Source organism: Pseudomonas simiae (assembly GCF_900111895.1).
Taxonomy (GTDB): domain Bacteria; phylum Pseudomonadota; class Gammaproteobacteria; order Pseudomonadales; family Pseudomonadaceae; genus Aquipseudomonas; species Aquipseudomonas simiae.
In genome coordinates this window covers 1083987-1097215 of record NZ_FOKB01000001.1, presented here as the reverse complement: position 1 = coordinate 1097215, position 13229 = coordinate 1083987, and the positions used below count along the sequence as shown (strand labels likewise).

The window sequence follows — 13229 nt, the reverse complement described above, 5'->3', positions numbered from 1 at the left end:
CATTTTGAATGAACCTTTTAGAACGCTGCCCTATCCATCTATAACAACACAGGGAGGCAACATGAGTACCGCAAAAATCTACACCATCAATTACCAGCTGCACGGCAAACCGAAATCCTTTGTGGTGCGTGCCGAAGTGATGAATAACGCCGAGGCCTGGCACTGGGCGGCGGTGGATGCCGATATCGCGCATGTGAGCCGCGTGGGGCGGGTCGGGCATGAGCAGGTGAAGAAGACGACTCGACCGTGGGCGGAGAAATTCGGGATTACCGACGTCACTTGGATAGCGCCCAAGTAAACGAAAGCCCCGCACATGGGCGGGGCTCGCTTTATGGCTTCAAGTCGCCCAATGGATCATAGGGCGGCTTTTTTTCATCCTTGCCTTTTTTGTCCTTATCCAACGGCGCAATCGCCGGCCCTACCGGATCCACCTGCGGATCCGACACATCCGGCGAATCGGGATCGAACCCCAATTCGTCCTTACCACTGGAATGCTCGCCCGAAGCCGGGCCTTTTGGCGTATTACTCACGGCGTTCTCCTCATTCAGAGCGGACGGGCCTTGTCATGCAGGTTTTCCAGGTCTTCCTCGACGCGTTCCACGTCATCGTTCTGACGCTCCGCCGGGTCGTTGGGGCGCAACGCGTCGTTGTCGCGCTCTTCTTCGCCGGGTGTGCGGTCAGGGTTCGGGGTGCCGGGTGGTGGCTGGTTGTAGTCGGACATGATGCTTCACCTCAGTGGGTCTACATAGGTTTAGAGAAACCGCTATGCGCCAACGTTCAACTTGTTTGCCCAGGCGTGAGATGATGCCCGCCCCTTCTGGAGACATGAACCGGATGTTCGAGCTCAAACCCTGCGACCCCGTCACCTTCCGTCAACAGACCCGACGTAGTACGTTGATCGTGGCGGTGCTGTTCCTGGCCCTGGCCATGTTGCTGTCGAGCCTGGCGGTGATGCTGTTTGGCGAGCCTGGCGGAGACAACTTGCGCTTCAATGTCGGCGGGGTGTTCGCCGGGGTGTTGATCACGGTGGCGCTGGTGCGCGGCCCGTTCTGGACCCAGCCGTGGCTGGCGGCGGCGGTGTATGGCTGGCAACTCAAGCGCAACCTGATGAGCGTGACCAATGTAATGCACAAGGTCACGGAGCGGGTGCAGGCGAATGATCCGACGGCGCTGAAGGTGCTGCGCTTTTATCACTTGGGCCTGACGCAGATGCATGAGCTGGACGCCAACTCCAGCGCCCAGGTGCAACTGGTCGCTGAGGTCGAGGCACATAAGGCCAAGATGCAGGCGCAGGGGCTCGATACCGAGCAGACCCGGTTCGACCCCGCGTGGCTGGACACCTTTAAAACCGCTTAGGCCAGCGCACCTACGCAGTCTCCTTGATGCCCCCCATATCGTCAGTTGGACATCTTTGTCCGCCAACAGAACACGGCACTTACGGCAATGGCAGCACCCGCCAGGCCAAACACCCAGGGGGCCGAGGCAATCGGCAGCAACAGGCCGGCGAGTAATGGCCCGAGGCCGGCGCCGATATCGCGCCACACGGCATTCGAGGCCAGGGCCGACACGCGCATGGACCCTGGGTTGCGCTCGGCCACCAATGTCGTCACCAGCGGCAGTTGCAGGGCGCGCAGCACCAGCACCGCCGCCGCACCGACAATCACCCAGTAGCTGCCGAACGCGATCAGGGCCAGGGCACTGAGGAACGAAAACAGCAGCAACATCGAGGTCGCGCCGAAACGCTGGGCTGCGCGCCCCCCCAAGGGGCTCAGGAGCATTTCCGAGACATAACGCAGCGCCATCAAGCCACCGGCGATCAGCACCGCATCACCGCCCAAGAGCTTCTGTGCCTGGATCGACAGCCCGAAGATAAACAGGCCGTCCAGCGCCACCCCCTCGATAAACGACCACATTGCCACACTGTCCGGCCACTTGAAGCGCCGCCCCGGCGTGCCGTGCAAATCATGCCCGGCCCTAGGCAAACCGCGCGCCATCCACAAGCCCACCAGGCAGCACCCGGCCAGAATCAGAAAGATCGGACGTGGCCCGGCCATCAGTGTCAGCCAGCCGCCCAACGGCAACGCCAGCATCGGTCCCAGGGCAATCAGCGCGCGGGAACGCCCGGCCCGGCGTGCGGCACCGGCTGGCTCCGAAGTGGCCAAGACTTGGGTCGACAGGTTCAACGCAGCAAAACACAGGCCCCACACCAGTCGCAGGCAGAGCAAGGCGGCGAAGCCGGACAACAGCGAGTTGCCCACGGCGCACAGGCTTGCGGCGCCGGCGGCGATCATGCAGGTCAGGCGGTCGCCGTGACGCGCGTAGAAATTGAGCACATGGCGGTAGCCGAAAATCCGCACCAGGCGGTTGGCTGCCAGCAGCACACCGGCCTGGGCCAGGGTAATGCCGAAGGCCTGGGATTCCATCGGCAGCAGCAAGTAGAGCAACACGTCGCTGGGCAGGCATAAAGCCAGGGTCAGTGCGGCGCGGCGGGAGTGGGTATCAGCGGTGCGGAGGGCCAGGCTGGACATAAATCCGAAACATTCCGAAATACTCAGGTCGCCACGGTAGCGTTAATCAGCACTTTTTCCCATAGGGTAACAACCGTAAACCACTGGCCACGGCCCCGACCAAGGCAAATCCACAGCCCAGCCACAGCGCAGATTGCGGACCACTGCCCATGGACAGATGGAAGCACAAGGCCACCAACGACGCGCCCAACGTCTGCCCCAACAACCGCGAAATGGCCACGATGCCACTCGCCCCGCCGCTGCGGGCCAGTGGTGCGCTGGTCATCAACGCCTTGAGGTTGGGCGACTGGAAGAAGCCGAAACCCGCCCCGCACAGCGCCATGCGCCAGCCGATATCCAATGCCGAAGCGCCGCTGCCCAAGGTCGCGAGCGCGGCCATGCCCACGCTGAGCATCAACAGACCGATGCCGCACAGCACGCCCAGGTTCACGCGGTCGGCCAGGCGCCCCGCCACCAGCGCCATCACCGCCACCACCGCGGGCCACGGTGTCATCAGAAAGCCGGTTTCCACCTGGCTATGGCCAAGCACCGCCTGCAACAGGAAGGGCAGCGACACAAACGCCAGGCCCTGGGCGCTGAACGCGCAAATAGCGGTAATGGAAGACAACGCAAACACCGGGCGCTTGAACAGGTCCAGCGCCAGCATCGGCGCCGGGTGCCCGGCCTGGCGCCGCAGCAACCCTGCACCGCACACCAGCGCCACGGCGATCAGGCCCAAAGTCAACGCACCCTGGGCGCCGTGCACCGCCGTACCCAGGCCGAGTACCAGCAAGGCAAACAGCCCCGCACACAACACGGCCGCAAAGCGGTCGAAGGCATGCCCGGTCATCGGCAAGGTCGGCAACGAGCGCAGGCCCAACGCCAGCGCCAGCACACCCAACGGCACATTGATCAGGTACAGCCAGTGCCAGGTCGCCACCGACAGAATCGCTGACGCCGCCGTCGGCCCAAGGGTAAATGCGAGCCCCACCACCAGGGAGTTATACCCCAGCCCCCGACCCAGCATGTTTGACGGGTAAATATGCCGCAGCAACGCCGTGTTCACGCTCATGATCGCCGCCGCGCCCAGCCCCTGCACCACCCGCGCCGCCGTCAGGGTGACCAGTGAGCCGGCCAACCCGCAAAACAGCGATGAGACAATAAACAGCAGCAACCCGCCGAGGTACACCCGGCGATGCCCCAGCACATCACTGAGGGACGCAAACGGCAGCACCGTGGCAATGATCGCCAACTGGTAGGCATTCACCACCCAGATCACCGAGGCGGAATCGGTGCCAATCCCCTCGGCCAGGGTCGGCAACGCCGTGTTGACGATGGCGGTGTCCAGGGTCGCCATGCCAATCCCCAGGGAGATCGCAATCACGGCCGGCAGGCGTTTATTGAGGGGCAACCCATCGGCAACAGAAGACATGGACAATCCGCGCAAGTGACAAAGGCTTTTAGATTAAGGGCTGCGGCGAATTTTTTCAGGCGTGGATTGGCTGGCTGTCAGTAGTTTCATGTTCGCCAGTGCCCGGTCTTCGCCATAACCCCCACCGCCTCGCCAAAACCGGCCTGGGGTGCGGTGTTCAAGCTGACCAGGCCCACGCAGCGGCTCGGTTTCAAGGCCGCAGCACGGATGGCCACCCGTCCGCCGACGTCCACACCGGCGAGCACAGCCTCAGGAATATGCAGCGCGTTCATCAATTCCAGCACATCCTGGCCCTGTACCGCCTCATCCTGCCCGCGCAGGTACGGGACGATCACCCGGAAACCTTGCGCAGCCAGCGGTCCGGTGATCGCTGCAAACGCGTTCACATCCGCCGCCAGCAAAATGATCGCCCGGCCCTCCTCCGGCCCGAACACTGCATAGCGGATCTCTCCGTCATCAATGCTGACCTGTTGCACTGCCAATGCCGGTGCGGCCATCACCACCGCCGCCAACAGCAAAAAACCACGACGATCAAACATGACGGACTCCCACTATCAATTCACTGCCCAGCCAACCGGCCAGGTATTCACCCGCCTGCATCACGCCCGCTTCTTCCCCCAGGCGTTGCACCAAGTACTCACACAGCCCAGCGAAACTGCCATCGGCCTGCAGGTGTTGCACGGCCAGTAGCTCCAACGCATCCACCTGGCGCAAACGCGACGTGAACTGCCGTCGCCACACCAGCAAGCCACCCGCTTGCGCCAGCATTACCGCTTCCGGCACCGGTGCGTCCTGCCACAGCGCCGACCAGATGGCCTCGGCATTGGTGGTCAGGCCGTGGCAGCGCAGCGACGGCGTGAGCTGCAACACCGCCGTGTCCCAATCCAGCTCGGCCAAGGCCTCCAGGGCCAATGGCTGTGCGTCGGCGGCGACAAAGGCTTCATTGAGGGCCGACTCGATCCAGGCCAGCTCATGCACATCCGGGTTGCCTGGGAACACCTCTTTCAAAGTGGCGTAGAAGCCCTCCGGGTACGCGTCCAGGGTCCAGGCGTGAGGCGGATGACGGTCGATATGGGTGATGCTCGCGGCCAGGAAGGCTTCCTCCCCGACCCAACGACGCAGGTAGGGAAACGCCTGCTCCAGGCAACCGACCAACTGCGCACGGTAGTTGTTCTGGTACACCGCCAGGCCGGCGTGGTGATTGCCCAGCGCCTGCGCGGATTCATCCGACGCACTCACCAACCAGCGGCGAAAGGTCTGTTGTAGCTGCGCCAGGTTCATCGTTGCGCTCCCAACGTTCGGGCCATGGACAACTCCTGAAGCAGTTCGGCGAGCGGCGGGATCTCATCGTCACGCTCGATCATGGTCGCCACCGGGCCCAGCCGGGTCATGGCCTGGGCGTACAGTTCCCAGACTCCGGTGCACACCGGGCTGTCATGGCTGTCGATCAACATCTCACGGCCTTGACTGTGGCCGGCCAAGTGCACCTGGCGCACGCGCTCGGCAGGGAGGCCATTGAGAAACGCCAGGGCGTCGAAACCGTGGTTGCTGGCGCTGACGAACACATTATTGACGTCCAGCAGCAGTTCGCAGCCGGTGCGCTTGGCCATGGCTGCAATAAATTCCCATTCGGTCATGGAGGCGCCTTCAAACGCCAGGTAGCTTGAGGGGTTCTCGAACAACATCGTGCGGCCCAACACGTCCTGGGCTTGCTGGATATTGGCACACACCCGATCCAGCGCCTCGTCGGTGTAAGGCACTGGCAGCAAGTCATGGGAATTGAAGCCAGCGCTGCGCGACCAACTCAGGTGGTCGGACACAAACAGGGGCTCGACTTCATCCACCAGCGACTTGAGGCGCTTCAAGTAATCCGCATCCAGCCCTTCGGCGGTGCCGATGGACATGGACACACCGTGCAGCGCCACCGGGTAGCGCTCGCGGACTTGTCGCAGGATATGCCGGGGCTGACCGCCCGCGACCATGAAGTTTTCGGAGATCACTTCGACGAAATCCACGGGCACCGAGGTCTCCAGGAAATCGCAGTAATGCTCCTTGCGCAGTCCCAGGCCGTAGCCTGAAAAGTGAGGATTGGATGTCGACATTGAGGGGCTCCAATAACCCTTTAGGAGCGGGTTCGCCCGCGCCTAAAGGGGGTGAGGCGTTATTTAGGTTCAGTCAAGGTACCGCCAGCCTTGAGGCACTCGGACGGGGTCTTGACGATCACGCCTTCGCCTTTGCAACTGTTGAGGCCTTTGCAGTCGTTCTTGGCGGTGGCGCACAGGCTGGTGCCTTTGCAGGTGTTGACGCCGTAGCAACGGCCGGGCTTTTCCGGCGCGTCGGCGGCGCTGGCGGCGGTAGCGAACGAAGCGGAGGCCATGGCGATCAGGGCAGCCGCGGCAGCGAGGCTCAGACGGGATTTGAGTGCAGTGTTCATGGGTATTGCTCCAGGGTTGGGGTGAATTACTTGATAACGGAAGCAGCGTCTTCGATGACCTTCGCCACAGCCTCAGGCTGGGAGATGTACACCGAGTGGCTGGCCTTGATTTCGGTGACCTTGGAACCCGCGCGTTTGTACATCCAACGCTGCAGGTCCGGGCTCAGGGCGCGGTCTTCGGTGGAGACCACGGCATAAGTCGGTTTTTTGTGCCAGGCCGCGGCCCATACGGTGCCGCCGAACAAGGCGGTGGTCGCCGGCACTTGGGAGGCGGCCATGAAGTCGGTGCGGTTGGTGGTCAGGTCGGCAGCAAAGTCGGCGTTGAACTTGGTGCGGTCGAAGAACAGATGACCGTCGCGGCTGGCCTTGATGTCATCGCTGGGCGCCGGCATCGAGCCGATCAACTGGGCCATGTTCTCGCCCACTTCCGGCTGCAGCGCCGAGACGTAGACCAGCGACTTGACCTTGTCGCGGTCGCCGGCAATCGAGATCACCCCGCCACCTGAACTGTGGCCCACTAGCACCACCGGCCCGACTTGCTGCTCCAGCACTTCGCGGGCCTCGGCCACATCGGCGGCCAGGCTCTCGTGGCCCTGGTGCACCACGGTGACCTTGTAGCCCTTGTGAATCAGGATGTCGTGCACCACGCGCCAGCCGGAACCGTCGACAAACGAACCGGGCACGATCACCACGCTTTTACCAGTGCCGGGCTGCGGGGCATCTGCCGCCTGGGCCAGCATCGGGACAGTCAGGGCCATGGCAATGGCCAGGGAAGAAAGCATACGCATTGGAAATCTCCATCAAAGTTAAGAACGCTTGCCTGAGATGAGGCGGTCCAACGACCAGGCCCCACCGCCGTACGCCAGCAGCGGCAACAACAGGCCCGCCCAGGTGAGGTGCACCGGCCAGGCGGCGGGGTACACAAACACCTCGATCACCAGGGTCATGCCCAACAGCGCAGCAGCGGCCGGGCGGGTCAGCAGGCCGAGCACCAGCAGCAGCGGGAACAAGTGCTCGGCGTAGGTCGCCAGGTGCGCGGCCCAGTCCGGCGGAATCAGCGGCAAGGCGTATTCCGAACGGAACAGCGTGTAGGTCGACGGTTTGAGTTCAAGAAACCCCGTGACCTTGGTGCGCCCTGACAGGAAGAACACCGCCGCGATCGCCACCCGTGCCACCAGCAACAACAGGGCATCGGGAAGCAGGCGCTGGATCACGGCTGCTCCGTCAGGCTGCCGAAGCCTTTAGGGGTCTTGATCTGGGTGCAGGTGCCTTTGTCCACCAGTACCCAGGCGTTGCCCTGGTAGTCGGTGGTGGAAGTGGCGGCGCATGAGGTGCCAGCGCCTGCGGCGCAGTCGTTGGCACCGGCCAGGGCCACGCCGAAGCACTTTTCCTGGGGCTTGGGTTCATCGGCATGGGCCACGGCCGCGAAGGCACTGAGGGACAGGGCGAGGGTTGCCGCGAGGGCTGCGTAAGGACGCTTCATGGGGTGAGTCTCCTGGCTTGACTGAGTATGGCCAGGGCGCCTCGGGGTCGGTGACCGCCTGCGCCAGCTGGTGTGCAGAGTTAAAGCCAGGCGTGTATCCGGTCTGTGTCGCGAACGCGATAGAACGTCATGCGGGTGTATCAGGAGGGTGCGGGGATACAGTTCGATACACAGTTACTAAAACAATGCCAACCCCCCGGCGATTGCTTCGGCATCCCTATCGAGATAATTAGCTATATTTGCCTTTACGAACGATGGCGCTTGCGGGTCGTCGACGACCGCAAGAATCACCCTGAATTTCATGCGGTTGTGGTCATGTTTGTTAGTTGATGGCCCGAGGTCATTCCGTTGAAAAAATATGTGTTTCCAACGGAATGTTTGGCGCGGCCCAATCGTTGTTGTACCTGAAGCTGCCCGCCCCCCATCACCTTCAGGAACGGTTTTATGACGGGTGGCCTACGCGTGATTCAAGCCAGCGCGCTCAGGTCCAGGTGTCCCTCCTTGATCGGTGGGCACCAGTAGTAACCGCCGGTCAACGGTGTGCTGATGCGGTACAGGCCATCGACAATGCCATCTTCCAGTCCACTCATGCGGCGCAGTTGCGCTTCGAATGCATCGAAGGAGTGGCCGAACGCGAGAAACATCAACCCGGCCTGGCCGTTCTCCGCCCAAGGCATGGAGCGGCGTACCACGAAGGCTTCCGGGGTGAAGCTTTCCTGGGCGGTGCGTTTGGTGTGGGCGGACTCGGGGGCGTCGTCGAGTTCCTCGTTGTCGCCATGGCGGCGACCGATGATGTGGTCGCGCTCCTGCGCGGGCAAGGCGGCGAAGCCGTCGAGGTCGTGCTGCCATTGCTGGATCGCGGCAAAGCTGGCGCCGCTGTCGGTCAGGGCGGCTTCAACCGCCGCATCGTCGTGGGGGTTCTCGGTGCCGTCTTCGTAGTCGGTAAGGTCGAAGCCGGTCTTGTAGCGGAAGCCTTCGGTCATCTGCACCAAGCGAAACGCCGGGGCCAGGGCTTTTTCGAAGGCGCGGCTGCGCAACAGCAACTCACCACGGTCCACGCCGTGCAGCCATACCCACAGCGCGTGCTGGGTAGAGGGGTTGTGCGCACCCGGCCCACTGACGGAGGGAAAGGCGCGCAGGCCTTCAATCCGGGCGCCCAAGGCATTGACCAGCGGCTCGCCAAAACCGACCACCGCCGCCGAATCGGTCAACTGCACCAACGTGTCCAACGCAGCGTGCACGGCGGTCAGTGAGTCCACGGCAAAAAACAGATGGCGTGCCTGCAACGGCACCGGTGCGGCAAGAATGCCCGGCTGGTACTGACTCATGTGAACTCCTTCTGAAAAGCCGCGCAGTTTAACCTTCAGCCACAACACTGCGTACAAGAAAGCGCGCAAGCCTTGCCATAGAGCCTGTTGTTGGGTGACTCTCTAGTCATGTTTTGCAACTATTCCAGGGGTAGTGACATGACCACCAGCAACCTGCTCGCCCAGCTGTTTCCTGACTCCGCCGCCGAGATTCCCGAGCAATTCCAGCTGGGAGCGCCCATTGAACAGCGTGATTACCTGGTCGATGGCCAGTTGAAGGTGTGGAACGGCCCCTTGGCCAAGGTGCAAAGCCCGGTGCAGTTTGGCGACGAACGTGTGCACATCGGCAGCACGCCGTTGCTGGACGCCGACACCGCCCTCACCGCCCTCGACGCCGCCGTTCGTGCCTATGACCGGGGCCAGGGTGAATGGCCGACGATGCGCGTGGCTGAACGTATCCAACACGTCGAAGCCTTCCTGTGCCGCATGCGTGAACAGCGCGACGCAGTGGTCAAGCTGCTGATGTGGGAGATCGGCAAGAACCTCAAGGACTCGCAGAAAGAGTTCGACCGCACCTGCGACTACATCACCGACACCATCAACGCCCTCAAGGAACTCGACCGCCGCTCCAGCCGCTTCGAACTGGAACAGGACACCCTCGGCCAGATCCGCCGCGTGCCGCTGGGCGTGGCCCTGTGCATGGGCCCGTATAACTACCCGCTGAACGAAACCTTCACCACGCTGATTCCGGCATTGATCATGGGTAACACCGTGGTGTTCAAGCCGGCCAAGCTTGGCGTATTGCTGATCCGACCTTTGCTGGAAGCGTTCCGCGACAGTTTCCCGGCCGGGGTGATCAATGTGATCTACGGCAGCGGCCGCGAAACCGTCAGCGCGCTGATGGCCAGCGGCAAGATCGATATCTTCGCGTTTATCGGCACCAACAAGGCTGCCAGCGATCTGAAAAAACTGCACCCCAAGCCACATCGCCTGCGCGCCGCGCTGGGCCTGGACGCGAAAAACCCTGGCATCGTGCTGCCCGACGTGGACCTGGACAATGCCGTCAGCGAAGCCGTCACCGGTTCCTTGTCGTTCAATGGCCAGCGCTGCACCGCGTTGAAAATCCTCTTCGTGCATGAAGACGTCGTCGACCGCTTCATCGAGAAATTCAACAAGAAGCTGGCCACGCTCAAACCCGGTATGCCGTGGGAAGACGGTGTGGCGCTGACGCCATTGCCCGAAGTGGGCAAGGTGGATTACCTCAACGGCCTGGTGGCTGACGCCGCGCAACAGGGCGCCACGGTGGTGAATGAACAGGGCGGTGAAAGTCGTGGATCGTTCTTTTATCCGGCGGTGCTGTACCCGGTGAACCCACAGATGCGCGTGTACCACGAGGAACAGTTCGGCCCGGTGGTGCCGATCGTGCCCTACCGCGACCTGGAGACCGTGATCGACTACGTGCTGGACTCGGACTTCGGCCAACAGTTGAGCATTTTCGGCACCAACGCCGCAGAAGTCGGGCGCCTGGTGGACACCTTCGCCAACCAGGTCGGCCGTATCAACATCAACGCCCAGTGCCAGCGCGGCCCCGACACCTTCCCGTTCAACGGACGCAAGAACTCGGCCGAGGGCACGCTGTCGGTACATGACGCCTTGCGCGTGTTCTCGATCCGCACCCTGGTGGCGACCAAGTTCCAGGAGAGCAACAAGGCCCTGGTCAGCGACATCCTGCGCAACCGCGATTCGAGCTTCCTGACCACCGATTACATTTTCTAGAGGACGATTCGTCGTTGATTAACCTGCACCTGCCTGTGTTTGCCCGGCGCCTGCTGCGCCCACTGCTCGACCCGTACCGCCGCTATCGCCATGCCAAGCTGATCCATGCCGTGCGCGTGTCCATCGGTTTGCTGGCGACCATCCTGCTGACCACCGGCATCAACCTGCCGCATGGTGAGTGGGCCTCGGTGACCATGCTGGTGGTGATCGGCGGGTTGCAGCACCATGGCAATATCGGCAAGAAAGCCGTGGAGCGCGCCTACGGTACGTTGATCGGCGCCAGCGTCGGGTTGTTGCTGGTGGTGCAGGAGGCGTACGTCGGCCAGCCACTCCTGACCTACCTGTTGATGTCGGTGGTGTGCGGGTTCTTTTCCTATCACGCCATCGGCAAGGGTGGGTACACCGCACTGTTGTCGGCGATCACGGTATTTATCGTCGCCGGCCACGGTGACAACCCGCTGTCGGATGGGTTGTGGCGCACCGTGGACATCCTGATCGGTATCGCCCTGGCCCTGGCGTTCTCCTTTGCCCTGCCGCTGTATGCCGTGTACTCCTGGCGCTACAACCTGGCCAGCGCATTACGCGATTGTGCCCAGATCTACAGCCGGATCATCAATGGCGAGTCCGTCACCAGTGATGAACACCTCAAGTTGCTCAACCGCCTGAATGCGGCGATGTTGCAGTTGCGTTCACTGATGCCGTCGGTGTCCAAGGAAGTGCGCATCTCCATGACCGAACTGGACGCGATCCAGCGGCATCTGCGCCTGTGCATCAGCACCCTGGAGATTCTCGGCAACACCCGGCCCGACCCTCGCGATGAACAGGCGATGGCGCGCATGCAGGGGGTGTTGAAGGCCGAACATCGGCAGATCCGCGTGCAATTGGTGGGGATGGCACGGGCATTGAAGTCAGGGGTGACGGAGCGCTTGGAGCGGCAGAGCCATGCGGGTGTCGAGCCAGCACTGGATGCTCCGGTCTACAGCGCGTTGGATGGTTATCGGCTGCTAACCCTGCAATTGGCGCAGAACGTGGACGCGATGCGCCAGCGGCTGGCCAAGAGTGCGGGGCGCTGGAAAATCTGAATCCGCTGGGTGGAAGAGGAAAATTCCGATGTGTTCACACATTTCAGAAATTTCACAGTTTGTCTTACAAAGTTTTCACGCTTTATTCACATCTCGGAACGTAATGTGAAGCCTCATCCGTTACAAATGTTGCACATCAAGCCCGCCGCCCCAGCGGGCTTTTTTTTGCCTGGGATTTGCGTCAACGCGCGGCCTTGCTCGCTGGTGCCATGGCCTGCTCACGAATGGCACGCTGGGTATCCAGCACCTTGGCCAAGGCATTTTCTGCCTCCGGGCTTTGTTGCGGTACCCGAATCGCCGCTGACACCAGCGTGATCAACTTGGCCATCACCTCGGCATCCGTGGCCGGACGGCCCAGGCTCATGGAGTTCATCAGCAGGCGCAGCTCGGTGCCGGCCATCACCCCGGAAATCGCTTTGAGGGCAAATTGCAGACGCACGCCCAGTTCATTGCGCGGCAGGTCCGGCAAGGCCAAGGCAAAAGCCTCGAAAAAACGCTGGAACACCGGCTGGTAATGCACCTTGAGGTATTCCTGGATAAACGGCGACGTGTCGCTGTACACCCGCCCCAGGAAGCGGATGAATGAACGCCCTTCCCCACTGGCGCTGGTTGGATCGCTGCGCTCCAGGCCCATGGCCGGGGCGAACAGCACGCCGAGCAACGTGTCGCAGTCCAACGGGCCGTCGGACTCAGCCTCACAGCGCGCAAGCAGTTCCAGGCGCTGCTCGTTGAGCGGCTCCAGGCGCTGCTTGAGCAAGGTTTGCATCAGGGAGTCCTTGTCCCCGAAATGGTAGTTCACCGCAGCCAGATTCACCTGGGCACGCTCGGTAATCTGCCGCAGCAATACCGCGTCGTATCCGTATTTGATGAAGAGAGCCTCTGTCGCATCCAGCAATCGAGTCTTGGTAATGTTTGGAGCGCTGACTTTCTTCGCGACCATAGAAGTTCCACATGGGAAATATTGTTTAAAAAAATAATTTGATTTTTTATACCGGGGCCATCGTTCGAAAGCAAGTAGTGACACACCGCCATATGATCGAAAGCCTCGGCTGGCGGGCTCGACGGGGGAGTCCCAAGCGGGTTTCGCCCGGTCTTTCACCCTCGCAGGTAGGCATTTTCCCAAGCTTGAGCCGCTCTATATCGATGGCTGGCGGAGCGCCTGGAACGCGGTTAGTATTCAAACAATATTTTAAAAACAAGAAACAAAA

Annotated in this window: 17 protein-coding genes; 4 read left to right on the top strand and 13 right to left on the bottom strand. The window is 61.9% G+C overall.

Annotated elements, in window-relative coordinates; translation table 11 throughout:
* Positions 1-61 precede the first annotated feature (61 nt).
* Entirely contained in the window at positions 62-298 is a 237-nt protein-coding gene (locus BMZ57_RS05255; RefSeq protein ID WP_010209566.1) for a DUF6555 family protein, read from the top strand.
* A 31-nt stretch (positions 299-329) separates the two neighbouring features.
* Here the strand turns inward: BMZ57_RS05255 and BMZ57_RS05250 are convergent, their stop codons facing one another.
* The gene (locus tag BMZ57_RS05250; protein WP_010209565.1) at positions 330-530 is read right to left on the bottom strand and encodes a DUF6021 family protein; all 201 of its coding nucleotides are present in this window, start codon (positions 528-530) and stop codon (positions 330-332) included.
* A 14-nt stretch (positions 531-544) separates the two neighbouring features.
* Positions 545-721: a hypothetical protein gene (locus BMZ57_RS29465; RefSeq protein WP_010209563.1), complete on the bottom strand. Its 177-nt coding sequence runs from the start codon at positions 719-721 to the stop codon at positions 545-547.
* 113 nt (positions 722-834) lie between these two features.
* Between BMZ57_RS29465 and BMZ57_RS05245 the strand changes: the two genes are divergently transcribed.
* Positions 835-1356, top strand: coding sequence for a DUF3087 family protein (locus tag BMZ57_RS05245; RefSeq protein ID WP_010209560.1), 522 nt, complete (start codon positions 835-837; stop codon positions 1354-1356).
* A 41-nt stretch (positions 1357-1397) separates the two neighbouring features.
* Here BMZ57_RS05245 and BMZ57_RS05240 read toward each other — a convergent pair whose 3' ends face one another.
* From BMZ57_RS05240 to BMZ57_RS05190, 10 genes are all read right to left on the bottom strand, one after another.
* Positions 1398-2528 (bottom strand): MFS transporter, encoded by a 1131-nt coding sequence (locus BMZ57_RS05240; RefSeq protein WP_069672538.1) that lies wholly within the window; start codon positions 2526-2528, stop codon positions 1398-1400.
* Between the two features lie 46 nt (positions 2529-2574).
* Positions 2575-3939, bottom strand: coding sequence for an MFS transporter (locus tag BMZ57_RS05235; protein WP_047540890.1), 1365 nt, complete (start codon positions 3937-3939; stop codon positions 2575-2577).
* An 86-nt stretch (positions 3940-4025) separates the two neighbouring features.
* Positions 4026-4478 (bottom strand): alpha/beta fold hydrolase, encoded by a 453-nt coding sequence (locus BMZ57_RS05230; protein WP_010209555.1) that lies wholly within the window; start codon positions 4476-4478, stop codon positions 4026-4028.
* The gene (locus BMZ57_RS05225; RefSeq protein WP_021492770.1) at positions 4471-5220 is read right to left on the bottom strand and encodes an HvfC/BufC N-terminal domain-containing protein; all 750 of its coding nucleotides are present in this window, start codon (positions 5218-5220) and stop codon (positions 4471-4473) included. The genes BMZ57_RS05230 and BMZ57_RS05225 overlap by 8 nt, the downstream gene beginning before the upstream one ends.
* Complete coding sequence (gene bufB, locus BMZ57_RS05220) at positions 5217-6041, bottom strand: MNIO family bufferin maturase (RefSeq protein WP_010209552.1); 825 nt, start codon at positions 6039-6041, stop codon at positions 5217-5219. The genes BMZ57_RS05225 and bufB overlap by 4 nt, the downstream gene beginning before the upstream one ends.
* A 59-nt stretch (positions 6042-6100) precedes the next feature.
* Complete coding sequence (gene bufA2, locus BMZ57_RS05215) at positions 6101-6373, bottom strand: BufA2 family periplasmic bufferin-type metallophore (RefSeq protein WP_021492771.1); 273 nt, start codon at positions 6371-6373, stop codon at positions 6101-6103.
* A 26-nt stretch (positions 6374-6399) separates the two neighbouring features.
* Positions 6400-7161, bottom strand: a complete 762-nt coding sequence (locus BMZ57_RS05210; protein ID WP_010209550.1) for an alpha/beta fold hydrolase — start codon at positions 7159-7161, stop codon at positions 6400-6402.
* An 18-nt stretch (positions 7162-7179) separates the two neighbouring features.
* On the bottom strand, positions 7180-7587 hold the full coding sequence (locus tag BMZ57_RS05205; protein WP_010209549.1) for a DoxX family protein: 408 nt from the start codon (positions 7585-7587) through the stop codon (positions 7180-7182).
* A complete protein-coding gene (locus BMZ57_RS05200; protein WP_010209548.1) occupies positions 7584-7856 on the bottom strand; it encodes a BufA1 family periplasmic bufferin-type metallophore in 273 nt (90 codons plus the stop codon). Before BMZ57_RS05200 ends, BMZ57_RS05205 begins: the two co-directional genes overlap by 4 nt.
* Before the next feature lie 467 nt (positions 7857-8323).
* The gene (locus BMZ57_RS05190) at positions 8324-9184 is read right to left on the bottom strand and encodes a Dyp-type peroxidase (protein ID WP_010209546.1); all 861 of its coding nucleotides are present in this window, start codon (positions 9182-9184) and stop codon (positions 8324-8326) included.
* Positions 9185-9322: 138 nt separating this feature from the next.
* Here BMZ57_RS05190 and BMZ57_RS05185 point away from each other — a divergent pair, with 138 nt between their 5' ends.
* On the top strand, positions 9323-10939 hold the full coding sequence (locus tag BMZ57_RS05185; protein WP_069672537.1) for an NADP-dependent glyceraldehyde-3-phosphate dehydrogenase: 1617 nt from the start codon (positions 9323-9325) through the stop codon (positions 10937-10939).
* Positions 10940-10962: 23 nt separating this feature from the next.
* Positions 10963-12021 (top strand): FUSC family protein, encoded by a 1059-nt coding sequence (locus tag BMZ57_RS05180; RefSeq protein WP_029529107.1) that lies wholly within the window; start codon positions 10963-10965, stop codon positions 12019-12021.
* A 181-nt stretch (positions 12022-12202) separates the two neighbouring features.
* Here the strand turns inward: BMZ57_RS05180 and BMZ57_RS05175 are convergent, their stop codons facing one another.
* Positions 12203-12961, bottom strand: coding sequence for a TetR/AcrR family transcriptional regulator (locus BMZ57_RS05175; protein ID WP_069672536.1), 759 nt, complete (start codon positions 12959-12961; stop codon positions 12203-12205).
* Between the last annotated feature and the right edge of the window lie 268 nt (positions 12962-13229).